General features: G+C 72.3%; 19 protein-coding genes. 11 read left to right on the top strand and 8 right to left on the bottom strand.

The window, feature by feature from the left end:
* Window positions 1-29: 29 nt before the first annotated feature.
* A complete protein-coding gene (locus OG357_RS13820) occupies window positions 30-1,094 on the bottom strand; it encodes a hypothetical protein (protein WP_329621430.1) in 1,065 nt (354 codons plus the stop codon).
* A gap of 468 nt (window positions 1,095-1,562) precedes the next feature.
* On the opposite strand from OG357_RS13820, the gene OG357_RS13825 reads away from it, so the two are divergent.
* Complete coding sequence (locus OG357_RS13825; protein ID WP_329621431.1) at window positions 1,563-3,284, top strand: chitinase; 1,722 nt, start codon at window positions 1,563-1,565, stop codon at window positions 3,282-3,284.
* 350 nt (window positions 3,285-3,634) lie between these two features.
* Complete coding sequence (locus OG357_RS13830; protein ID WP_329621432.1) at window positions 3,635-5,002, top strand: M14 family metallopeptidase; 1,368 nt, start codon at window positions 3,635-3,637, stop codon at window positions 5,000-5,002.
* A 69-nt stretch (window positions 5,003-5,071) separates the two neighbouring features.
* On the opposite strand, the gene OG357_RS13835 is transcribed toward OG357_RS13830, so the two are convergent.
* From OG357_RS13835 to OG357_RS13845, 3 genes are read right to left on the bottom strand one after another with little or no spacing between them, the layout of a single operon-like run.
* Window positions 5,072-5,485 (bottom strand): RidA family protein, encoded by a 414-nt coding sequence (locus OG357_RS13835; protein ID WP_329621433.1) that lies wholly within the window; start codon window positions 5,483-5,485, stop codon window positions 5,072-5,074.
* The gene (locus OG357_RS13840) at window positions 5,482-6,243 is read right to left on the bottom strand and encodes an IclR family transcriptional regulator (protein ID WP_329621434.1); all 762 of its coding nucleotides are present in this window, start codon (window positions 6,241-6,243) and stop codon (window positions 5,482-5,484) included. Before OG357_RS13840 ends, OG357_RS13835 begins: the two co-directional genes overlap by 4 nt.
* Window positions 6,240-7,439 (bottom strand): PfkB family carbohydrate kinase, encoded by a 1,200-nt coding sequence (locus OG357_RS13845; protein WP_329625585.1) that lies wholly within the window; start codon window positions 7,437-7,439, stop codon window positions 6,240-6,242. Before OG357_RS13845 ends, OG357_RS13840 begins: the two co-directional genes overlap by 4 nt.
* Before the next feature lie 223 nt (window positions 7,440-7,662).
* Here OG357_RS13845 and OG357_RS13850 point away from each other — a divergent pair, with 223 nt between their 5' ends.
* On the top strand, window positions 7,663-8,928 hold the full coding sequence (locus OG357_RS13850; RefSeq protein ID WP_329625586.1) for an alanine racemase: 1,266 nt from the start codon (window positions 7,663-7,665) through the stop codon (window positions 8,926-8,928).
* 20 nt (window positions 8,929-8,948) lie between these two features.
* Window positions 8,949-10,586, top strand: coding sequence for an N-acyl-D-amino-acid deacylase family protein (locus tag OG357_RS13855; protein ID WP_329621435.1), 1,638 nt, complete (start codon window positions 8,949-8,951; stop codon window positions 10,584-10,586).
* On the opposite strand, the gene mptB is transcribed toward OG357_RS13855, so the two are convergent.
* Together mptB and OG357_RS13865 are read right to left on the bottom strand one after the other, a co-directional pair.
* Entirely contained in the window at window positions 10,583-12,013 is a 1,431-nt protein-coding gene (gene mptB, locus OG357_RS13860; RefSeq protein ID WP_329621436.1) for a polyprenol phosphomannose-dependent alpha 1,6 mannosyltransferase MptB, read from the bottom strand. The two genes, OG357_RS13855 and mptB, sit on opposite strands and share 4 nt — an antisense overlap.
* Before the next feature lie 35 nt (window positions 12,014-12,048).
* On the bottom strand, window positions 12,049-12,561 hold the full coding sequence (locus OG357_RS13865; protein WP_329621437.1) for a hypothetical protein: 513 nt from the start codon (window positions 12,559-12,561) through the stop codon (window positions 12,049-12,051).
* Window positions 12,562-12,679: 118 nt separating this feature from the next.
* Between OG357_RS13865 and OG357_RS13870 the strand changes: the two genes are divergently transcribed.
* Together OG357_RS13870 and OG357_RS13875 are read left to right on the top strand one after the other, a co-directional pair.
* Window positions 12,680-13,891: a pyridoxal phosphate-dependent aminotransferase gene (locus OG357_RS13870; protein WP_329621438.1), complete on the top strand. Its 1,212-nt coding sequence runs from the start codon at window positions 12,680-12,682 to the stop codon at window positions 13,889-13,891.
* Window positions 13,892-13,971: 80 nt separating this feature from the next.
* A complete protein-coding gene (locus tag OG357_RS13875) occupies window positions 13,972-14,370 on the top strand; it encodes an SCO4983 family protein (protein ID WP_329621439.1) in 399 nt (132 codons plus the stop codon).
* Between the two features lie 52 nt (window positions 14,371-14,422).
* Here OG357_RS13875 and OG357_RS13880 read toward each other — a convergent pair whose 3' ends face one another.
* Window positions 14,423-14,845: a hypothetical protein gene (locus tag OG357_RS13880; RefSeq protein WP_329621440.1), complete on the bottom strand. Its 423-nt coding sequence runs from the start codon at window positions 14,843-14,845 to the stop codon at window positions 14,423-14,425.
* A 100-nt stretch (window positions 14,846-14,945) separates the two neighbouring features.
* On the opposite strand from OG357_RS13880, the gene OG357_RS13885 reads away from it, so the two are divergent.
* From OG357_RS13885 to OG357_RS13905, 5 genes are read left to right on the top strand one after another with little or no spacing between them, the layout of a single operon-like run.
* A complete protein-coding gene (locus tag OG357_RS13885; RefSeq protein ID WP_329621441.1) occupies window positions 14,946-16,076 on the top strand; it encodes a hypothetical protein in 1,131 nt (376 codons plus the stop codon).
* Window positions 16,073-17,293, top strand: coding sequence for a toxic anion resistance protein (locus tag OG357_RS13890; protein WP_329621442.1), 1,221 nt, complete (start codon window positions 16,073-16,075; stop codon window positions 17,291-17,293). The genes OG357_RS13885 and OG357_RS13890 overlap by 4 nt, the downstream gene beginning before the upstream one ends.
* Window positions 17,290-18,909: a substrate-binding and vWA domain-containing protein gene (locus OG357_RS13895; RefSeq protein ID WP_329621443.1), complete on the top strand. Its 1,620-nt coding sequence runs from the start codon at window positions 17,290-17,292 to the stop codon at window positions 18,907-18,909. The genes OG357_RS13890 and OG357_RS13895 overlap by 4 nt, the downstream gene beginning before the upstream one ends.
* Complete coding sequence (locus tag OG357_RS13900; RefSeq protein WP_329621444.1) at window positions 18,896-19,486, top strand: prefoldin domain-containing protein; 591 nt, start codon at window positions 18,896-18,898, stop codon at window positions 19,484-19,486. The genes OG357_RS13895 and OG357_RS13900 overlap by 14 nt, the downstream gene beginning before the upstream one ends.
* A gap of 17 nt (window positions 19,487-19,503) precedes the next feature.
* Window positions 19,504-20,424, top strand: a complete 921-nt coding sequence (locus tag OG357_RS13905) for a poly-gamma-glutamate hydrolase family protein (protein ID WP_329621445.1) — start codon at window positions 19,504-19,506, stop codon at window positions 20,422-20,424.
* A 136-nt stretch (window positions 20,425-20,560) separates the two neighbouring features.
* Here the strand turns inward: OG357_RS13905 and OG357_RS13910 are convergent, their stop codons facing one another.
* Window positions 20,561-22,384: a phosphoenolpyruvate carboxykinase (GTP) gene (locus tag OG357_RS13910; RefSeq protein WP_317598699.1), complete on the bottom strand. Its 1,824-nt coding sequence runs from the start codon at window positions 22,382-22,384 to the stop codon at window positions 20,561-20,563.
* Window positions 22,385-22,441: the final 57 nt, after the last annotated feature.

A 22,441-nucleotide genomic window follows, 5' to 3' on the forward strand; every position in this document is an offset into this window, starting at 1 on the left:
GAGCGGGCGGGGGTGGTGCGCGGCGACGGTCACGGGACGGTGCGGGGGTCGATCGCGGAGCCGGGTCCGGCTCCTATGGCCCGCGTGGCACCGCGCCCCGGAGCCGGAGCCGGCATCGAAGCCTGAGCCGGAATCGGGGCCGGTCCCCGGGCCGGGACCGGGTCGAGGGCGGGAGCCGTGTCGCGGGCCGCCCCGAGCACCCGGGTCGCCCCCCGCGCCGGAGCCGCCCCGGACCCCGGCGCCGCCCCGATCGCCGTCGGCACCGCGACCGCCGTCAGCGGGGCCGCGCAGAAGCCGCAGCGGTCGCCGATGAGCTCCATCCCGCACCAGTGGCAGGTCTCGCGCCGTACGGAGGAGACGAGTTGGTAGAGAACGGGCAGGTCGGGCAGGTACGCGACGAACTCCACGAGCTTGCCGGTACCCCACCAGCCGGGCGAGGTCTCGGGCAGTGCGGCCTCTTGGACGGGGCTCTGGATCTGCCACGCGGGGACGAGGGCGGTGGCGGGCCAGTCGGTCTGGAGCTGGCCGCGCGCGACGAGGAGCTGCGTGGCGAACTCCGGTCCCGCGAGGCGCTGGTCGCCCGCGCCGCCGAGCCGGACGATCTGCGGCGTGGGCCCGGCGAGGACGGCGAAGTGAGCCCCGGGCAGCCAGCTCTTGAGGTGGGAGGAGAGGCTGACGGGTACGCGGTCGAGGCGGGACACCGAGCCGAGTACGGCCCCCGCGTAGATGTAGTGGGCGAGCAGCCGGGCGGCGGAGGCGAGTACGCCGGGGCTGAAGTCGCAGGCCGCCAACTGTCGTAGCTGCCGGACGAGTACGGCCGCGCCGAGGGGCGGCAGGTCGGTCCTGACCAGCGCGATCCGGTCGCTTTCGAGGAGCCCGCGGACGGCGTGCAGGCGCCGCTCGACGGCGGCGGGGGCGGAGGTGGGGCAGACGACGACCACGCTTCCGTACCGCGCGAGGAGTTGCTGCATGTCGGCGACGGAGGCATCGAGGGAGCGCGTCTCGGGGGCCGGGAGCACAGCGGCGTTCGGCGTCTGCGGGTCGGTCGGCGGCAGCACCAGGTCGGCGCTGGTGACCGCGATCGCTGTCGGCACGTCAGACCCCCGTCCCCTCCGGCCTCCGGGGTCCCGGGAGCCGCAGATCACCTACCGCGTTCGCGGCGTCACCGCAGGGCGCCGCCGCCTCTGCACTTTATCCACGCCACCCGGGGTGGTGAACACACAATCGGCCAAGCTCCCCCCACTTTCTTCGGGCCCGGCAGTGGGCCCACCGGCCCTTTCACCACGACTTTCACCACGACTTTCACCACAACTCTCACCATGACTCCCACCACGGCTTTCACCACGGCTCCCGCCGCGACTTTCACCACGGCTCCCGCCGCGATGTCGCCCCCGGCGAATGCCGCTTGCCGCCAGAGGTCTTGACAACGCGATTGGTCTGGACCAGCTTGTGCGACAACGGTGGCCACCGTCCGCACCCCCGCAGCAGCCTCGTACCCCCGTACGAGCCCCTCCGTACGACGACGTACGGCACCTCCACATCCCCAACTCCCCCACCGGAGGATGCACGTGGACCGCACCACCACCCGCCCGCACGCACGTCGATGGCTCGGCGGAGCCCTCGCGATCGCCGTCGGCTCCGGGCTCGTCCTCGTCGGCGGAGCCGGCACCGCGCAGGCGGCCGACGTCAACGTCGCCAAGAACGCCGGGTTCGAGAACGGCCTCGCCAACTGGGCCTGTTCCGCGGGGAGCGGCGCCGCCGTCTCCTCGCCGGTACGCACCGGGGCCGGCGCCCTGAAGGCCACCCCGGCCGGCCTCGACAACGCCAAGTGCGTGCAGACCGTGGCCGTCAAGCCCAACTCCACGTACACGCTGAGCGCCTGGGTCCAGGGCGGGTACGCCTACCTCGGCGCGAGCGGCACCGGGACCGGCACGGGCAGCGTCTCCACCTGGACGCCCGACAGCGCCGCCTGGAAGCAGCTCACCACCACCTTCACCACCGGCGCGAGCACCACCTCCGTCGAGGTCTACACCCACGGCTGGTACGGCACGTCCCCCTACCTGGTCGACGACGTGAGCGTCTTCGGCCCCGACGGGGGCGGCGGCCAGGACCCCGACCCCGTCATCCCGGCCACCCCCGCCGGCCTCGCCGCCGGCACGGTCACGTCGAGCTCCGTCGCCCTCAGCTGGGGCGCGGTCTCCGGCGCCACCGGCTACAAGGTCTACCGCGACGGCGCCAACCCCCAGACGGTGACCGGCACGTCCACCACCGTGACCGGCCTCACCGCCGACACCGCCTACCAGTTCCAGGTCGCCGCGACGAACTCCGCGGGCGAGTCCGCCAAGTCCACGGCCGTGTCGGCCCGCACCGCCAAGGTCACCGACCCGGGCCCCGGCCCGGCCGTGCCCAAGCACGCACTCACCGGCTACTGGCAGAACTTCAACAACGGCGCGACCGTCCAGAAGCTGCGGGACGTGCAGGCGCAGTACGACATCATCGCCGTCTCCTTCGCCGACTCGACCACCACGCCCGGCCAGATCGTCTTCAACCTCGACCCGGCCGTCGGCTACGCCTCCACCGCCGACTTCAAGGCCGACGTCGCGGCCAAGAAGGCGGCCGGCAAGTCCGTGATCATCTCGGTCGGCGGCGAGAAGGGCAACGTCACGATCAACAGTGACGCGAGCGCGACCGCCTTCGCGAACAGCGCGTACGCCCTGATGCAGGAGTACGGATTCAACGGGGTCGACATCGACCTGGAGCACGGCATCAACTCCACGTACCTGACCAAGGCGCTGCGCCAGCTCTCCGCCAAGGCCGGTTCGTCGATGGTCCTGACGATGGCCCCGCAGACCATCGACATGCAGAACACCGGCACCGAGTACTTCAAGACGGCGCTCGCCGTGAAGGACATCCTCACGGTCGTCAACATGCAGTACTACAACAGCGGTTCGATGCTGGGCTGCGACGGCAAGGTGTACAGCCAGGGCTCGGTGGACTTCCTCACCGCGCTCGCCTGCATCCAGATCCAGGGCGGTCTCGACCCGTCCCAGGTCGGCCTGGGCGTCCCCGCCTCCACGCGGGGCGCGGGCAGCGGTTACGTCGACCCGTCGATCGTGAAGAACGCGCTCGACTGCCTGACCAAGCTCACCGGCTGCGGCACCTACAAGCCGGCCCAGGCCTGGCCGACGCTGCGCGGCGCGATGACCTGGTCGACCAACTGGGACGCGACGGCAGGCAACGCCTGGTCGAACGCCGTCGGCCCGCACGTCCACAACCTCCCCTAGCGGTTACGGGGATTCCCGCACGCAGCGCCGCCGCTCCCCCGGCGGCGCTGCGTCGCGTTTCCGCGCTGCCACCCACCCGGCCGGAGGCGAGTTCCGGCCGTGCCACCTCGACGGCGGCCGTGCCACCTCGACGGCGACGGCACGCCCGCCACGCCATCGGGCCAGGTGGACGGTTCCTGGGTCGTCTTCACCTAGCTTGTGCTCGATGACGTATCCGCCGATGAGGGTCCCCCACGGGCCGGCATGGCCGAACTCATCGTCTTGACCGGTCCATGACATGCCTTCACCATGTGGCCGGACACCCGCACGAGTTTGTCGCACTCCCCCACACTCCCCACCCAGGAGACACCATGCGACGTCCCACCCGCGGCAGAAGGTCCGCCACCCTCGCGGCCCTCGTGGCGCTCGCCCTCGCGGCGCCCCTCTCCGCTCTCTCCTCACCCGCCGGGGCCGACCCGGCGCCGACCGCCGCCCGTATCGCCTCCGGCGCCGAGGAGGTGATCCGGCAGTACGAGGTCGCCGGACCGTCCACCCCGGCCGCCCGCACCGCGCTCACCGCCACCGGCGTCTCGATCGACGAGGTCGACGCCCGCTCGGTCGTCGTCAGCGCCAACACCGAGCAGCTCGCCCGCCTCAAGGCGCTCGGCTACAAGCCGGTCGCCCTCCCCGGCCCGCCGAACCGCAACACCACCGAGGGCCACACGCACGACGAGGCCCTCGGCCCGCTCGACTTCCCCTCCGCCGACGCGAGGTACCACAACTACGCGGAGATGAACGCGGAGATCGACCAGCGCCTCGCCGCCTACCCCTCGATCATGCGCAAGCAGGTCATCGGGAAGACGTACCAGGGCCGGGACATCGTCGCGATCAAGATCAGCGACAACGTCGCCACCGACGAGAGCGAGCCCGAGGTCCTCTTCACCCACCACCAGCACGCCCGCGAACACCTCACGGTCGAGATGGCGCTCTACCTCCTGCGCGAGCTCGGCGCGGGCTACGGCACCGACTCCCGGGTCACCAACGCCGTGAACGGGCGCGAGATCTGGATCATCCCGGACCTCAACCCGGACGGCGGCGAGTACGACATCGCCTCCGGCTCGTACCGCAGCTGGCGCAAGAACCGTCAGCCCAACTCCGGCTCCTCGTACATCGGTACGGACATGAACCGGAACTGGAACTACAAGTGGGGCTGCTGCGGCGGCTCCTCCGGCTCCAAGAGCTCCGAGACGTACCGCGGAACGGCCCCCGAGTCGGCCCCCGAGGTGAAGGTCGTCGCCGACTTCGTCCGCTCGCGCACGGTCGGCGGCAAGCAGCAGATCACCGCGGCCATCGACTTCCACACCTACAGCGAGCTGGTCCTCTGGCCCTTCGGCTGGACCACCGCGAACACCGCCCCCGGCATGACCCAGGACGACCGCGACGCCTTCGCGACCGTCGGCGGGAAGATGGCGGCGAGCAACGGCTACACCCCCGAGCAGTCCAGCGATCTCTACATCACGGACGGCTCGATCGACGACTACCTGTGGGGCGTGCACAGGATCTTCGGGTACACGTTCGAGATGTATCCGGCGTCGTCCGGCGGCGGCGGCTTCTACCCGCCCGACGAGGTCATCGAGCGCGAGACGAGCCGCAACCGCGACGCCGTCCTCCAGCTCCTGGAAAACGCGGACTGCATGTACCGCTCGATCGGCAAGCAGGCGCAGTACTGCACGGCCTGACCCTCGCACGCAGCACCACAGAGGGCGCCCCGGCGGACCACCGCCGGGGCGCCCTCCCGCATCCGGTGCTCAGCCGAGGACGGCGAGCGCGTCGATCTCGACGAGGAGGCCGGCCGGGAGGCCGACGTACACGGTCGTCCGGGCGGAGGCCGGGTCCGCGAGGCCCTGCTCCTGGAAGTACTGGTTGTAGATCGCGTTCATCTCGGCGAAGTGGTCCACGTCGGTGAGGTAGACGCGCATCATCATGACGTCGTCCCAGCTCGCGCCGCCCTCCTCCAGGATCGCCTTGACGTTGGCGAAGGTCTGGAGGGTCTGCTCGCGCAGGGTCGGGCCCGCGACCGTCGGGGCCTGGCCCTCGACGGCGGGCAGGAAACCGACCTGGCCGGCGACCTGGAGGATGTTGCCCTTCTTCACGCCGTGCGAGAACTTCGCGGGCGGGGCGGTGTGGGTGGCGGGGGTGAGGGCGATCTTCTCGAGGGTCATCCGTTGTCCTTGGTAGGGGTGCTGCCGGAGTACTCCCGGCTGATGTCGTCCGCGGTGCGGCGCACCAGCGGGAGGAGACCGAGGAGTTCCTCGGCCGTGACGACCACGTTGGGCGCCGAGACCGACATGGCGGCGACGACCCGGCCGTCGGCGCCGCGGATCGGGGCGCCGACGCAGTTGATGGACTCCTCGTGGCCGCCGAGGTCGGTGGCCCAGCCCTGTTCGCGTACGGTCGCCAGTTCCTTGAGGAAGGCGGCGGCGTTCGGGGTCGAACGGGGCGTGTACGGGGGGTAGTCGAGCTTCGCGGCGACGGCGCGGCGGTCGGGCTCCGGCAGGTCGGCCAGGAGCAGCTTGGCGACGGCGGCGACGGTGATCGCGACCGGCTTGCCGATGCGGGAGTACATGCGGACCGGGTAGCGGCTCTCGAACTTGTCGATGTAGAGGACCTCGCCCTCCTCGTACACGGCGAGGTGGACGGTGTGCCCGGTCTGCTCGTTGAGGGCGGCGAGGTAGGGGTGGGCGATCTCGCGGACGTCGAGGTTCTCGACGGCTTCCTGGGCGAGCGCGAAGAGGCGGGCCCCGAGTCGGTAGCGCTGGTCCTGCTGGCGGTGGACGAGGCCGTGCTCGTGGAGGGTGCGCAGCAGCCGCAGGGCGGTCGACTTGTGGACGCCGAGCCGTTCGGCGACCTGCCCGAGGTCGGCGGGGCCCTGGGCGAGCAGCGGCAGGATGCTGAGCGCCCGGTCGACGGTCTGGCTCATGGCGTACGTACCTCCTGGTCGTCCCCCGTCCAGCCGGGGCCGAGGTGAAGTGTGCCCCAGGCTCCGGCGTCGAGGGCGGCGAGCCGGTCGGCGTGGGCGCGGCGGGGCGGGACGGCGACGTCGCCGGGGACGGTGAGGGCGGCGGCGGCCATGAGGTGGCCGTGGCGGAGCCGCGTGTCCATGTCGAGGCCGCGGAGGGTGGCGGAGAGGAACCCGGCGGCGAAGGCGTCGCCGGCGCCGACGGGTGCGACGACGTCGACCCGGGGGGCGGGGACGGAGGTGACGGTGTCGGGGGTGGGGGTGGCGGGCGCGCTGGGCTCGGGCGCGGGGCCGCTGCGCGGGGCCTCTCCCCACCCCGCCCCTTCCCGAACTGGGGCTCCGCCCCAGACCCCGCGCCTCAAACGCCGGCGGGGCTGAATCTCAGCCCGCCCGGCGTTTGAGGGCACGACCGCAGGCCGTACGGGGTCCGGGGGCTTGACCCCGGTTTCGGGAAGGGGCGGGGTGGGGGAAGAAGCCGCGCAGCGCTCGAACACAACCGCCCCCTCCCCACCCCGCTTCACCACGAGGACCGCCGGTTCCGGCAGGGCGCCACGGATCGCGGCCGGATCGCGGAGGCCCCACAGCGCCTCCGCCTCGTCGGCGCCGACGAAGACGAGGTCGGCACGGCGGGCGAGTTCGAGGAGCACCTCGGGGGCGGTGCCGTCGCTCCACAGGCCGGGCCGGTGGTTGACGTCGAAGGAGACGAGCGGGCGCCCGGGACGGGGGGCCGTGAGCTCCCGCATCAGGGCCAGGCAGCCGGCCGACAGTGCGGCCGTGATGCCGGTGAGGTGGAGGACGCGGGCGTCGGCGACGGAGTCGTACGGGACGGTGGCGGGCGACATGGCCGAGGCGGCCGATCCTGCCCGGTAGTAGACGACCTCGTGGGCGTCGGTGGCCCGGTCCTCGTCGGTGCGGAAGTAGACGCCGGTCGGCCGGTGCGGGTCGCGGGTGACGGCGGTGACGTCGACTCCGTAGCCGCCGATGGTGTCGACGAGGTGGTCGCCGAAGCCGTCCCGGCCGACGCGGCCGACCCATTTCACGCGGTGTCCGGCGGCGGCGAGGGTGCAGGCGACGTTGGATTCGGCGCCGCCGATCGCGCGGGCGAAGGAGGGGACGTCGGCGAGGCGGCCGGGCCGGGAGGGAAGGAAGGTGACCATGGACTCGCCGAGGCAGACGAAGTCCGGGGGTTCGGGCGCGTGTGAGAGTGCGGACGCGTCCGTGATCGCGTCCGGGGGCGCGTGTCCGCTCACTCTCGGGCTCCCTGTGACTGTGACGGGTCCATTGACCCGGCCTTGGCCCGGATGTTAGACAGCCATGAGCAAGATACGCAATGACCGTTGCACACAGCGCAACACTCGACGAGGAGGCCCCGTGCCCGACCTGCCCGACCTGGCGAACGAGCGAGTCGACCACCGCTTCAAGGGACTGCCCCCGGACGCCGAGGGCCTGACCGTCGGCGAGCTGGCGGCCCAGCGCCGCTCCCTCTTCACCGGCGGCTTCACCACCCCCGTCCTCGCGCTCTCCGCCGAGTCCGTCGAGCACAACCTCCGCCTCCTGGAGGTCTACGCCGAGCGCCACGGCCTCGCCTTCGCCCCGCACGGCAAGACCTCCATGGCCCCCCGGCTCTTCGACCGCCAGCTGGAGCACGGCGCCTGGGGCATCACGGCCGCCATGCCCCACCAGGCCCGCGTCTACCGTGCCCACGGCGTGGCCAGGGTCTTCCTGGCGAACGAGCTCGTCGACGCCGTCGCCCTGCGCTGGCTCGCCGCCGAGCTCGACGCCGACCCGGACTTCCGCTTCGTCTGCTACGTCGACTCGGTGCGCGGCGTCGAGCTGATGGACGAGGCACTCCGCGCGGCGGGAGCCGCCCGCCCCGTGGACGTCGTCGTCGAGCTGGCCGCCGGCGCGACCGGGCGGACGGGCGTACGGACCGAGGCGGAGTGCGCGGCCGTCGCCGACGCGGTCGCGGACGCCCCCACGCTGCGGCTCGTCGGCGTCGCCGGGTACGAGGGCACCATGCCCGGGGCCGACGGCGAGCGGGTCAGGGAGTGGCTGCACCGGCTGGTCGGGCTCGCGGCCGACTTCGACAAGGCCGGCCGCTTCGACCCCGCCATCGGCGAGATCGTGGTGAGCGCGGGCGGGAGCGAGTGGTTCGACGCGGTCGCGGACGTCTTCGCGGAGATCCCCGGACTCTCCCTCCCCGTCCTGAAGCTGCTGCGCTCCGGCGCGTACGTCTCGCACGACGACGGCCAGTACCGCGAGAGGACCCCCTTCAACCGGGTCCCCGAGGAGGGCGCGCTCCAGCCCGCGTTCCGTCTCTGGTCGCAGGTCGTCTCCCGCCCCACCCCGGAGCAGGCCTTCACGAACGCCGGCAAGCGCGACGCAGCCCACGACCTGCACCTCCCCGAGGCGCAGGTGGTCCGCGACGCCCGCACCGGCGAAGTCCGCGCCGCCGAGGGCGTCACGGTCACCGGCCTCTCCGACCAGCACGCGTGGCTGGGCACGGCGCCCGAGGCGGACGTGGAGGTCGGCGACTGGGTCGGCATGGGCCTGTCCCACCCGTGCACGTCCTTCGACAAGTGGCAGCTGATCCCGCTGGTCGAGGCGGACGGCACGGTGGTCGACTACATCCGCACGTTCTTCTAGAAGGAATCGGAAGGATCGGCATGGACCTCGTCTTCCGCGACGCGGAGGTCGTCGACGGCAGCGGCGGCCCGTCCTACCGGGCCGACGTGGCGATCGACGGCGGCCGGATCGCCACGATCGTCAAGGAGGGCGCCGCCGCCGGCTGTCAGCGCCCCACGGCCCGCCGCGTCGTGGACGCCGAGGGCCTCGCGCTCTCCCCCGGCTTCGTCGACATGCACGCCCACAGCGACCTCGCGCTGCTCCGCGACCCGGACCACAGCGCGAAGGCCGCGCAGGGCGTGACGCTGGAAGTCCTGGGCCAGGACGGCCTGTCGTACGCGCCGGTCGACGACCGCACGCTCGGCGAGGTCCGGCGGACGATCGCCGGCTGGAACGGCGGTGCGCCCGGGGACACGACCCTCGACCTCGACTGGCGCACGGTCGGCCAGTACCTGGACCGCCTCGACGGCGCGCACGGCGGCCGGGGCATCGCGGTCAACGCCGCGTACCTCGTCCCGCAGGGGACGGTCAGGATGTACGCGGTCGGCTGGGAGGACCGCCCCGCCACCGGGTCCGAGCTGGACCGGATGCGGCAGCTCGTCGCCGAGGGCCTGGAGCAGGGCGCGGTCGGCATGTCCTCCGGCCTGACGTACACCCCCGGCATGTACGCGCCGGACGCCGAGCTCACCGAGCTCTGCCGGGTCGTGGCGGAGTACGGCGGCTACTACTGCCCGCACCACCGCTCGTACGGCGCCGGCGCCCTCCAGGCGTACGCGGAGATGGTCGCCCTGACCCGCGAGGCGGGCTGCGCCCTCCATCTGGCCCACGCCACCATGAACTTCGGCGTGAACGAGGGCAGGGCGCCGGAGCTTCTGGCGCTCCTGGACGAGGCCCTCGCCGACGGCGCGGACATCACCCTCGACACGTACCCGTACACGCCCGGCAGCACGACCCTGGTCGCCGTCCTCCCGAGCTGGGCGAGCGAAGGCGGCCCGGAGGCGGTGCTGGCGCGGCTCCGCGACGAGGAGACGGCGGACCGGATCCGCCACCACCTCGAAGTCGTCGGCTCGGACGGCTGCCACGGAGTGCCGGTCGACTGGGACACGATCGAGATCGCGGGCGTGACCGACCCCGGTCTCACGGAGTTCGTGGGCCGCCGCCTCGACGGCTGGGCCACGGCCCGGCGCCTCCTGCTCGACGACCGGCTCGGGACGACGATCCTCCAGCACGTGGGCCACGAGGAGAACGTCCGGACGATCATGCGGCACCGGGTCCACACGGGCGGCTCGGACGGCATCCTCCAGGGCCTCAAGCCGCACCCGCGCGCGTACGGCACGTTCCCTCACTACCTCGGCCGGTACGTGCGCGAGCTCGGCGTCCTCTCCCTGGAGGAGTGCGTCGCCCACCTGACCTCCCGCCCGGCGGCCCGCCTCCGCCTCCCGGACCGGGGCCTGGTCCGCGAGGGGTACGTGGCGGACCTGGTCCTCTTCGACCCGGGGACGGTCGCGGCGGGAGCGACGTACGCGTCCCCCCGCACCCTCCCGGTGGGCATCCCGCACGTCCTGATCGACGGCAGGTTCGTCATCGAGGACGGCCACCGCACGGACACCCTGGCGGGCCGCGCCATCCGGAGGACCCCCCGACGAGGTGAGGTGCGGGACACCCCCTGGGTCCGCTAGGTCCGTGCCCTCGTCGCGTCCGGCACAGCGTCCCGCCGCGTAAGGACCGGCCACCGCTCCCGCCGCATCCACAACAGCCCCACCGCCACCACGACACCCGCCACCACGAACCCGTACCAAGGCGTGCGCCCCGACGGTGCCGTCTCGTACACGAGCGCCGCCGACAGCACCACCAGCAGCTGTCCGGCCCGGCTCCGCCAGGCGGCCGCCGCGACGACGGCCGTCCCCCACAGCAGGTACCACGGCTGCACCATCGGCGAGAGCGCCACGAGCGCGACCAGCGAGAGCCCGAGGCCGAGTACGGGGTCCAGCGCCCCCCGCCACGAGCGCCACGCGAGCGCGAGGATCAGCCCGACGGCGACGACGAGTCCCAGCTTCTGGACGACGCCCTTCACCGGATCGGGATCGTCCGCGACGAGCAGCCCGAGCGCGAGCCCGAGGTCGCTCGTCACCGAGAGCGCCGTGTGGATGGCCCCGGCGACGCTCTGCGTCCGCAGCCAACCGAACCCGGTACCGGCGGCCAGCGTCGCCCCCACCGCGACCCCGCCCGCCACGAGCCCCGGCAGCACGAGCCCCTTCACCACACCCCGTACGCCACCGTCCCGGCGCGCGATCATGACGCCGACGAACAGCAGGGCGACCGCCGCCGGCGACTTCACCATCATCGCGAGGCCGACGAGGACGCAGCCGAGCACCCACCGCCCGCGCACCGCGAGGAGCACACCGCCCAGCATGAGGCCGATCATCAGCCCGTCGTTGTGCATGCCGCCGACGACGTGGATCAGCAGCAGCGGGTTGAGCGCGGCCAGCCACACCGCTCCGTCCGGGCCCCCCGCACCCCCGCCGAGCCCCCGTACGGCCCAGACGATCAGCGCGAGCGCGCCCAGGGCGATCAGCCGCATCCCGAGGACGGCCGGCACGATCGCCCCGCCGGTCGCCTTCACGACGACCTCGGCGAGGAGCAGGAAGACCGGGCCGTACGGTGCGGGGGTGTCGGTCCAGTGGCCGCCGACGCTCGCCGCCGCGTCCGCGCCGAGGTCGCCGGGGCCGAGGACGGAGGGCCCGCCGCCGTAGACGTCGTGGCCTTCGAGGACCATCGCGCCCTGCGCGACGTAGCTGTAGACGTCCGCGCTGTAGAGCGGCGGGGCGAGGAGCAGCGGCGCGGTCCAGAGGGCCAGGGTCCCGAGAACCCCGTCCCGCGCACCCCGCGCGAGCAGGACGCCGTACCGCCACCAGGCGGCGACGAGCAGGGTCAGGCCGAGGTACGCGAGGACGGCGCCGGCCACGGTGAGCGCGGAGCCGCGCGGCTCCCACAGTCCCCAGCCGCCGCGTACGGGCAGCGTCCCGGCGGCCCACCCGCCCACGGCGACGGCGAGCGATCCGGCAGCACCCAGCCACCGGCATCCGGAGGCACTGAAAACCCACATGACGCGCCAACCTATCCCGGCCGGGCGGAGGCCTCCTATCTCGGCCGTCGGGAGGGGCCCCGCCCCTTCCCCGGCTTCGTCGGCTCGTCGCCGGTGGGAGCCGTCTCCGTCGTCGGGCCGGCGGCCGGAGCGGTCGTCGCGGACCCGGACGGAGCAGCGGTCGGTTCCCGGTCGCCGGCCGTGGCGGAGGGCGTCGCACTCCCCTGGGGCGATGCGGGCGCGGAGCCGGGGGCGGAGGCACCTCCGGCTCCACCTCCGCCCGAGGCGTCGGACGTGTCGGGCGGACCGGCCTCCCCGTCGCGGGCGGACGGGCCGGACGGATCGGAGGGGTCCGCCTGGATCAACGCGGGCGGCCCGCCGGGGCCGCCGTCGGGGGAGCCCGTGCCGCCCTTCGTGCCGGAGCCGCCCGAGAGCAGTGCGGCGGCGGCCCCGAGGACGGCGATCCCGCCGGCGGCGAGCAGCCACACGGGACCCCGCCCCCGGCGTGCGGGGGCGTGGCGGCGGCGGGCGCCCCGGGGGCCGGCGGCGCCGGGGTCGTGCTGGCTCATGGGCCCGAATTGTAGGGAGCACGACACCGCCGGTGCGACGGGGGTCACATCGGGGTGCCGTGTCCGACGTGTCCCAAAACACGAGGCGTCCCGCCCCACCCCGCCGTAAGCTCTCGTCATGCAGGTGATCCAGTCCACGAAGCTCGCCAACGTCTGTTACGAAATCCGGGGTCCGGTGCTCGAAGAGGCGATGCGGCTTGAGGCTGCGGGTCATCGCATCCTCAAGCTCAACACGGGCAACCCGGCCGCCTTCGGCTTCGAGTGTCCGCCCGCCATCCTCGAGGACGTGCTGCGCAACCTCTCCGAGGCACACGGCTACGGCGACGCGAAGGGCCTGCTGTCGGCCCGCCGTGCGGTGATGAGCCACTACGAGACGAAGGGCATTCCGCTCTCCGTCGAGGACATCTACCTCGGCAACGGCGTCTCGGAGCTGATCCAGATGTCGATGCAGGCGCTCCTCGACGACGGCGACGAGGTCCTCGTACCGGCCCCGGACTATCCGCTGTGGACCGCCTCGGTCTCGCTCGCGGGTGGTACGGCCGTGCACTACCGCTGCGACGAGCAGGCCGACTGGATGCCGGACCTCGCCGACATCGAGCGGAAGATCACCGACCGCACCAAGGCGATCGTGATCATCAACCCGAACAACCCGACGGGCGCCGTCTACGACGACGAGATGCTCCGCTCGCTGACGGAGATCGCCCGCCGCCACAACCTGGTCGTCTGCTCGGACGAGATCTACGACAAGATCCTCTACGACGGTGCGACGCACACGCCGACCGCCGCGATCGCCCCCGACCTCCTCTGCCTCGCCTTCAACGGCATGAGCAAGAACTACCGGGTGGCGGGCTTCCGCTCCGGCTGGCTCGCGGTCTGCGGCCCGAAGCACCACGCGACCTCGTACATCGAGGGCCTCACGATCCTCGCCAACATGCGGCTGTGCGCGAACATGCCCGCGCAGCACGCGGTGGCCGCCGCCCTCCAGGGCCGGCAGTCGATCGAGGACCTGGTACTGCCGGGCGGGCGGCTCCTGGAGCAGCGGGACACGGCGTACGAGCTGCTGACGCAGATCCCGGGCGTGACGTGCGTGAAGCCGAAGGGCGCGCTGTACCTGTTCCCGCGGCTCGACCCGACCGTCTACAAGATCAAGGACGACCGGCAGATGGTCCTCGACCTGCTGCGGGCCGAGAAGATCATGGTCGTGCACGGGACGGGCTTCAACTGGCACGAGCCGGACCACTTCCGGATCGTCACGCTGCCCGCGGCGGCGGACCTGGCGGACGCGGTGACGCGGATCGGCCGGTTCCTGGACGGCTACAGCCAGCCCTGACCCCGCCACACTCAGACATCGCTCAACTTTAGACCGAATCTAAGCTAGGATGGCTCTCAGAGCACTCAGGAGGCCATCCCATGTACGAACCGATCCGCACCAAGTCGGTCCACCGGATGGCCGACGACGACCACGCGTACCCGCACCGCTCCCGCGAGGAGGAGCTGGACATCCAGCTCGCCGGACACCTGTCCGCCCTGCTCGCCGTCACCGACGAGCTCGGCGACACGGAGGCGGGCGAGCTCATCGCCCGTCAGGTGGCGCGGCTGCGCGGCGCACCGCCCGCCCGCCACGCGGGCCTCAGCGGCTCGCCGGCGCGGGAGCTGCACCGCAAGGCGCACGCCCTCGCGGGCCGCGCCCTGGTCGTCGCCGCCTCCCGGGCCGACACGGCCGCCGCGATCCTCGCCGCCGGGCGCATGGACGCGCACACCGCGGCACTGGCCGGGGAACCCACCCTGGCCGCAGCCGGCGCCCCCTGACGGCCCCGGTCCGCGCGGCACGAACCGCGCGGACCGGGCGCCACCCACACCCCTACGGGGTGCCCCCGGCCGTCGGCTCGGTCGCCCTGAAGCCGGCCTCGTACACGACACACCGCGGCACACCCTGTTCGTACGCCTCGGCACCCATGACCACCGTCCGGCCGGTCCCCCCGTCCGCGAGGTCCTCGACGACCCCGAAGCCCCGCTCGACGGCCTTCTCCCGCTCGTCCTGGAACTCCACCGTCACCGTGTAGCTGCCCCTGCGGCCCGCCTGACTGGTGACCGACAGTTCCGCCACCGGCCGCTTGGACACCGGATCGACGGCGCACCGCGCCACCGTCACGTCCTCGGACGGGAACCGCATGTTCTCGTGGTTCTCCCCCACGGCGTAGATGTACGCGCCGATGCCGCCGACCGGCACCAGCACCACGAGCGCGCCCACCACCCACAGCATCACGACCGCCCAGCGTGGCATCGCCTCACCCCCCTGCTCGACGGGCTTCACGGTACATCCCGCTCCGGTTCGGTACCGGGATCGGTACTTCACCCCTCGTACACCCAACTCCCCCTGGAATGTGGGTTTCCGCGAGCACGCTGCCCGCGTGAGACGCATCCTGGGAATCGTCCTGGCCGCCCTGCTCCTCGGCGGCGTGGCCGCCGTCCTCGTGACGGGCGGCGACAAGGACACAGGCACGGCAACGAAGACCGTGCGAGGAGTCATCGGGTCGGAGAAGGCCGAGTTCTTCGCCGACCCACAGGTCGTGAAGGCGCTGGCCGCCAAGGGCTTCGCCGTGGGCACCGAGACCTCCGGGTCCTGGGACATGGACGAACTGCCCCTCGACGGCTACGACTTCGCCTTCCCGTCCTCCAGGGGGCCCGCCGACGGGCTCCGCGCGAAGGCGAAGACGAAGGACAAGGCGACCACCGCCCCGCTGCGGCCCTTCTACTCGCCGCTCGTCGTCGTCGCGCACAGCGCGGCGGCCCGGGTCCTCGCGGGCAACGGCCTCGCGACCCTCGGCCCGCGCGGGACGACCGGCACCCTGAAGATGGACGCCTACCTGGCCGCCGCCCGCGCCGACCGGACCTGGCAGCAGCTCAAGGGCTCCGCCGGGCGCGCCGAGCTGAGCGGCACCCTCTTCATCACCTCCACCGATCCGGTCGCCTCCAACTCCGGCGCCCTCTACCTGGCGGCCGCGAGCTACGTCGCCGACGGCGGCAAGGTCGCGGGCGACGCCGCCGCCGTGACCCGCACCGCCCCGCTCATGCGCAAGCTGATCCAGGTGCAGGGCGCCCAACAGGCGGGCTCCGACGCCCCGTTCCGCGACTTCATCAGCGGCGTCGGCAACCCCCTGGTCCTGGTGTACGAGTCCCAGGTCGCCGCCCAGCTCCTCGCGGGCAAGCCCATGGGCGACCTCGTCGTCCTCTACCCGGACACCACCGTCAACAGCGACCACACCCTCGTCCCGCTCACCGAGAACGGCCGGGCGCTCGGCGAACTCCTCGCCACCGACCCCGAACTGCGCAAGCTCGCGGTCCGCCACGGCTTCCGGCCGCAGGGCGCGGCGAGCGAGTTCACCTCGGCCACCGAACACCACGCCGCCTACCTCAACCAGACACTGACCGGCGTCCGCCAGGCGCCCGTGCCCACCAGCAAGGTGCTGCACGAGATGGCGCTGCGGGCCCGCGACCAGGGGGACACCGCATGACCACGCCCGAGGATCCGAGAAGAACGATGGCCCTGACACCGCCCGGGAACGACAGCCCGCTCGTCCTCACCCCGCCGGAGCCGGTGGCGCCCGTCCGCGCCGAGCAGGTCTCCGGCGTCGTCCCGCTGGACGAGTCCACCCGTACCGAGATGTCCCGGCGGGCCGTCGAGTACGTCGGATCGCTCTCCGGACTCGACCCGCGCTCCCCCGAGTTCTCGGGCCGCATCGGCGAGATCACGGCGCTCGGCGCGGGCGAGATGCGCTCCGCCACCCAGCAGTCGAACCGGATGCTCGACCGCACGGTCCGCTCGCTCGGCACCGGCGCGTCCGCCGGCGACGCCCAGACCCGGGTCGGCGCCTCGCTCGTCGAACTCCGGCGCACGGTCGAGGACCTGGACCCCCGGGACACCCCCGCCAAGGGGTTCAAGGGCCTCCTCTCCAAGCTCCCCGGCGGCAACAAGCTGCGCGACCACGTCGCCAAGTACGCCTCCTCGCAGGCCACTCTGAACCGGATCGTCGGCGCACTGCGCGGTGGCCAGGACGAACTGGAGCGCGACAACGCGGCGTTGCAGACCGAGCGGGCCCGCCTCTGGGAGACCATGGGCAAGCTCCAGGAGTACGCGGTGCTCACCGAGGCCCTCGACGCGGCCGTGGAGGAGCGGATCGCCCTCACCCCGGACCCGGCCCAGGCGGACGCGCTGCGCGCCGACGTCCTCTTCCCGGTCCGGCAGAAGCACCAGGACCTGCTGACCCAACTCGCCGTCTGCGCCCAGGGGTACATGGCGATGGACGTGGTCCGCCGGAACAACGCCGAGCTGATCAAGGGCGTGGACCGGGCGGCGACGACCACCCTGTCGGCGCTGCGGATCGCCGTGATGCTCGCCACCGCGCTGGAGCACCAGCGGAACGTCACCGAACAGGTCAACGCGCTCCGGTCGACGACGGAGAACCTCATCGCCACCAACGCCGGGATGCTGTCGGAGCAGGCCGGCGAGATCCAGCGGATCGCGGCGGACCCGGCGGTGGGCGCGGAGACGCTCCGCACGGCGTTCCAGCAGATCTACACGACCCTCGACGCCATCGACACGTACAAGGTCCAGGCCACGGAGTCGATGGCCGCGACCGTCCGGTCCCTGACCTCCGAGCTCCAGCAGGCGAGCTCCCACCTGGAGCGCAGCCGCCGCACCGGCGCCCTGGAAGGCGGCGGCCCCGCATGAAGACCATCCGTCGCCCAAGGACCCTCACCCGGACCCTCGCCGGCCTCGCCCTCGCCCTGCTCGTCACGGCCACCAGCGGCGCCTGCTCCACCATCGACAACAGCTCCTCCGGCGGCCAGGGCAGCCGCCCGACCCCGGACCGGCACGGCACGAGCTACGCCCCCGGCACTCTCCGCGTCCTCGCCTCCTCCGAGCTGGCCGACATGGCCCCCGTACTGGAAGAGGCCCGCAAGGCGACCGGCGTCACCGTCCGCCCCACCTACGCCGGCACCCTCGACGCCGTCGAGCAGATCGCCTCCGGCAAGGCGGAGAAGGCGTACGACGCGATCTGGCTGTCCTCCAACGACTACCTCAGGCTCCGCCCGGACACCGCCAAGCGGATCACCGGCGAGACCCCGATCATGACCTCGCCGGTCGCCCTCGGGGTCCGGCCCGCCGCGGTCGCCCGCCTCGGCTGGGACCCCGCCAAGGTCACCTGGTCGCAGCTGCACAAGGCGGTCGCCGAGAAGAAGCTGACGTACGGCATGACGGACCCGATGCGCTCCAACTCCGGTTTCTCCGCGCTGGTCTCGGTCGCCTCGGGGCTCTCCGGCGCCCAGTCCGCGCTCACCGAGCAGGACGTCACCCGGTCCACTCCCCGGCTGAAGGAGTTCTTCGCGGGCCAGAAGCTGACCTCCGGCTCCTCCGGCTGGCTCGCGACCGCCTACGGCCGTCGCGCCGACGTCGACGCGCTCGTCAACTACGAGTCCGTGCTGCTGTCCGCGCCCGGGAAGCTCACCGTGATCCGCCCGTCGGACGGCGTCGTGACCGCCGACTACCCGCTCACCCTGCTCACCTCCGCCCGCACCGAGGCGAAGGAGGCGGCCGGCCGGCTCACCACCTACCTGCGCACCCCCGAGACCCAGCGGCGGATCACGGACACGACCCTGCGCCGCCCGGTCGTCCTCGGCGTCCCGCCGGCGTCCGCGCTCGCCGAGGACCAGCGGCGCGAGCTGCCGTTCCCCGGCAGCCGGGCCGTCGCCGACGGGCTGCTCGACGCGTACGACAACACCCTGCGCAGGCCCTCCCGCACGGTCTACGTGCTCGACACGTCCGGCTCCATGGCGGGCGAGCGCCTCGAACGCCTCAAGACGGCGCTCGCCGAGCTCACGGGCGACTTCCGGGACCGGGAGGAGGTCACCCTGATGCCCTTCGGCTCCGCGGTGAAGCAGGGCGAGGTCCGTACACACACGGTCGACCCGGCCTCGCCGAAGGCGGCGCAGGACGCGATCGGGACCGACGCCCGGAACCTCTCGGCCTCCGGCGGCACCGCCATCTACTCCAGCGTCCAGGAGGCGTACCGCTTCCTCGGCGCATCCCCCGGCGGCGACACGTTCACCTCGATCGTGCTCATGACGGACGGGGAGAACACCGACGGCGACCCGGCCTCCGCCTTCGACACCTTCTACCGCTCCCTGCCCGCCGAGCAGCAGCGCACCCCGGTCTTCCCGATCCTCTTCGGGGACTCCGACCGCGGCGAGCTCGACCACATCGCGAGCCTGACCGGCGGCAAGCTCTTCGACGCCCGACAGGGTTCGCTGGACGGCGCCTTCGAGGAGATCCGTGGCTACCAGTAACCGCCTCCTGCGGTACGCCGAGTCCCGCAAGAACCTGACGGGCTGCGCCGCCGGCCTGGCCGGTCTCGCCCTCACCCTCACCGGAGCCGCGGGCTCCCTGTGGCCGCTGGTGGTCGTGGGCCTGTACGGGGCGGGGGCGCTGATCGCCCCGCCCGAGCGCCCGGACACCCCGCACTTCCCGAGCGCCGACGAGCAACTGGACGCCCTTCGGGCCGACTTCGTCAAGCTGCGCGCGTATCTGACCGAGGTGGAGCTGCCGTCGGCCACCCGCGAGCGGCTCACCGCCCTCGGCACCCTGATCGAGGCCCTGCTCGAACCGGGCTGGGTGAGCGACCCGGAGCACCTCCACGTCCTGGCCCGCGCGGTCCGCCTGGACATCCCGGAGGCCGTCGACACCTTCGTACGGACGCGGTGGTGGTCGCGGTTCACCTCGGGCTCCGAGGCCCCTGAGAGTCACCTCGAACGGCAGCTGGCCGCGCTCCACGAGGAGGCGACCGCGATCGCCACCGCCCTCCAGGAAGCGGAAGCGATCCGTCAGCAGATCCACACGGAGTACGTGGAAGGACGCGGCAACTGATCGGTTATGTTCCGCACATGTCACTCACTGATCGCCCCGCGTCCCGCCGCACCATCCTGACCGCCCTGGCAGCCGCCACCGTCGGTGCCCCGCTCGTCGGCCAACTCGCCGTCTCGGCACCGGCCTACGCCGGCACCGAGAACGACCTCTACGACAGCAACACCGACCTCTACACCAGCACGGAGCACCCGGTCACGGAGGGCACGGACTACGGCCGTCGGTACAAGCGCCACGAGCAGCTCGACAGGTACCTGTCCAAGCCGTCCGCGCCGCCGAAGACGGCGATCATGGCCATCCACGGCGGCCAGATCGAGCGGGGCACCTCCGAACTCTGCCTGGCGATCGCGGGCTACGACCCGGCGAACGTGGAGCTGGCGGACGTCACCCAGGGCTTCCACGACTACTGGATGTTCGAGGGCATGCGCTCGGAGAACAACAGGGACTTGCACGTCAGTTCGGTGAACTGCGACGACCACGTCGCCGTGGGCATCGCCGCGAGCCACCTCAACGTGCTGAGCCTGCACGGCTGCCAGTACAGCCAGCTGAACATGCCGCAGACGGCGATCTGGCCCTCGACCGCCGACCCGAAGCTGGTCGTCGTCGGCGGTCTCAACGCGGCCTTCCGCGCGGCCCTCGTGAAGGAGCTGAACCAGGCCGGCTTCCCGGCGGTCGACGCCTTCGCCCCCGAGCACCGGGAGAACCTCAAGAACTACGCCGGCGGCGTGACGAACAACATCTGCAACCGGACGGCGACCGGCGCCGGAGCCCAGCTGGAGATCACCGAAGACATGCGCAGGTCCCTCTTCGGCCCCCAGGCCACGGACTTCGACTGGAAGAGCGGCCGACTCGAGACCTGGGACAACGAGCGCTTCCGCGGCTTCCGGGACGCCTGCCGCCGGGCCATCGCGACCGTCGAGTCGAGCCAGGTCATCCTCTGACCCCGTACGCCGGACATGCGCCGGCCCCCGGAGCCTGAGGGGGCTCCGGGGGCCGGTTGCGTCGTGGTGGGCCGTCGTGACCCCACTGGTCAGGGCGGTGTTTCGGGGCAACCCACCACGAGTCTCGAAGGGGCGACTAGCCCAGGCGCTCCACGAGCGCGTTGTACTGGTCCCACAGCTCCTTCGGCGTGTGGTCGCCGAAGGTGTTCAGGTGGTCGGGGACGAGGGCGGCCTCTTCGCGCCACACGTCACGGTCGACCTTGAGGAGGAACTCCAGGTCCTCGGCCGGCAGGTCGAGGCCCTCGGTGTCGAGGGACTCCGGGGTCGGCAGGATGCCGATCGGGGTCTCGACGCCCTCGGCCTTGCCCTCCAGGCGCTCGACGATCCACTTCAGGACACGGCTGTTCTCGCCGAAGCCGGGCCAGACGAACTTGCCCGCGTCGTTCTTGCGGAACCAGTTCACGTAGTAGATCTTCGGCAGCTTCGCGGCGTCGGCGTTCGCACCCACCTTGACCCAGTGGGCCATGTAGTCGCCCATGTTGTAGCCGCAGAACGGCAGCATGGCGAAGGGGTCGCGGCGCAGCTCGCCGACCTTGCCCTCGGCGGCGGCGGTCTTCTCGGAGGCGACGTTCGCACCGAGGAAGACGCCGTGGTTCCAGTCGAAGGACTCGGTCACCAGCGGGACGGCGGAGGCGCGGCGGCCGCCGAAGAGGATCGCCGAGATCGGCACGCCCTTCGGGTCCTCCCACTCCGGCGCGATGATCGGGCACTGCCCGGCCGGGACGGTGAAGCGGGCGTTCGGGTGGGCGGCCGGCGTCTCGGACGCGGGCGTCCAGTCGTTGCCCTTCCAGTCCGTGAGGTGCGCGGGGGCCGTCTCGGTCATCCCCTCCCACCACACGTCGCCGTCGTCCGTGAGGGCGACGTTCGTGAAGACGGAGTTGCCCCACATGGTCTTCATGGCGTTGGCGTTGGTGTGCTCGCCGGTGCCGGGCGCGACGCCGAAGAAGCCGGCCTCGGGGTTGATCGCGTAGAGGCGGCCGTCCTCGCCGAAGCGCATCCAGGCGATGTCGTCGCCGATGGTCTCGACCGTCCAGCCGGAGATCGTGGGCTCCAGCATGGCGAGGTTGGTCTTGCCACAGGCCGACGGGAACGCGGCGGCGACGTACTTCGACTCGCCCTGCGGCGGGGTGAGCTTGAGGATCAGCATGTGCTCGGCGAGCCAGCCCTCGTCACGCGCCATGACGGAGGCGATGCGGAGCGCGTAGCACTTCTTTCCGAGCAGGGCGTTGCCGCCGTAGCCCGAGCCGTACGACCAGATCTCGCGGCTCTCGGGGAAGTGCGAGATGTACTTGGTGGTGTTGCAGGGCCACGGCACGTCGGCCTCGCCCTCGGCGAGCGGCGCGCCCAGCGTGTGCACGGCCTTGACGAAGAAGCCGTCGGTGCCGAGCTCGTCCAGGACGGCCTGTCCCATGCGGGTCATGGTGCGCATGGAGACGGCGACGTACGCGGAGTCCGTGATCTCGACGCCGATGGCGGAGAGCGGGGATCCGACGGGGCCCATGCAGAAGGGCACGACGTACATGGTGCGGCCGCGCATCGAGCCTCGGAAGATGCCCTCGGAGCCCGCGAAGAGCTCCTTCATCTCGGCCGGGGCCTTCCAGTGGTTGGTCGGGCCCGCGTCCTCCTCCTTCTCGGAGCAGATGTACGTCCGGTCCTCGACGCGCGCGACATCGGAGGGGTCGGAGGCCGCGTAGTACGAGTTCGGGCGCTTGACCGGGTCGAGCTTCGTGAAGGTCCCCTTGGCGACGAGCTCCTCGCACAGGCGCTCGTACTCCGCCTCGGACCCGTCGCACCAGACGATGTTGTCCGGCTGGGTGATCTCGGCGATCTCGTTCACCCAGGAGACGAGCTCCTGGTGCTGGGTCGGGACGGTGGTGGGAGCCGCGTTGTCGCGCGCCACGATTGCTCCTTGTTGAGGGGTTTTTTTGGTGTATGCCCCGTGGGGGCCGCGACCCGG

The organism is Streptomyces sp. NBC_01255, from assembly GCF_036226445.1.
In the GTDB taxonomy this organism is placed as follows: Bacteria; Actinomycetota; Actinomycetes; order Streptomycetales; family Streptomycetaceae; genus Streptomyces.

Coding starts and splice junctions, on each gene's coding strand:
- OG357_RS13880 (WP_329621440.1), bottom strand. CDS start 14,845: ATGCCACGCTGGGCGGTCGTGATGCTGTGGGTGGTGGGCGCGCTCGTG.
- OG357_RS13895 (WP_329621443.1), top strand. CDS start 17,290: ATGAAGACCATCCGTCGCCCAAGGACCCTCACCCGGACCCTCGCCGGC.
- OG357_RS13890 (WP_329621442.1), top strand. CDS start 16,073: ATGACCACGCCCGAGGATCCGAGAAGAACGATGGCCCTGACACCGCCC.
- OG357_RS13835 (WP_329621433.1), bottom strand. CDS start 5,485: ATGACCCTCGAGAAGATCGCCCTCACCCCCGCCACCCACACCGCCCCG.
- OG357_RS13865 (WP_329621437.1), bottom strand. CDS start 12,561: ATGAGCCAGCACGACCCCGGCGCCGCCGGCCCCCGGGGCGCCCGCCGC.
- OG357_RS13905 (WP_329621445.1), top strand. CDS start 19,504: ATGTCACTCACTGATCGCCCCGCGTCCCGCCGCACCATCCTGACCGCC.
- OG357_RS13825 (WP_329621431.1), top strand. CDS start 1,563: ATGCACGTGGACCGCACCACCACCCGCCCGCACGCACGTCGATGGCTC.
- OG357_RS13870 (WP_329621438.1), top strand. CDS start 12,680: ATGCAGGTGATCCAGTCCACGAAGCTCGCCAACGTCTGTTACGAAATC.
- OG357_RS13855 (WP_329621435.1), top strand. CDS start 8,949: ATGGACCTCGTCTTCCGCGACGCGGAGGTCGTCGACGGCAGCGGCGGC.
- OG357_RS13875 (WP_329621439.1), top strand. CDS start 13,972: ATGTACGAACCGATCCGCACCAAGTCGGTCCACCGGATGGCCGACGAC.
- OG357_RS13840 (WP_329621434.1), bottom strand. CDS start 6,243: ATGAGCCAGACCGTCGACCGGGCGCTCAGCATCCTGCCGCTGCTCGCC.
- mptB (WP_329621436.1), bottom strand. CDS start 12,013: ATGTGGGTTTTCAGTGCCTCCGGATGCCGGTGGCTGGGTGCTGCCGGA.
- OG357_RS13830 (WP_329621432.1), top strand. CDS start 3,635: ATGCGACGTCCCACCCGCGGCAGAAGGTCCGCCACCCTCGCGGCCCTC.
- OG357_RS13845 (WP_329625585.1), bottom strand. CDS start 7,439: ATGGTCACCTTCCTTCCCTCCCGGCCCGGCCGCCTCGCCGACGTCCCC.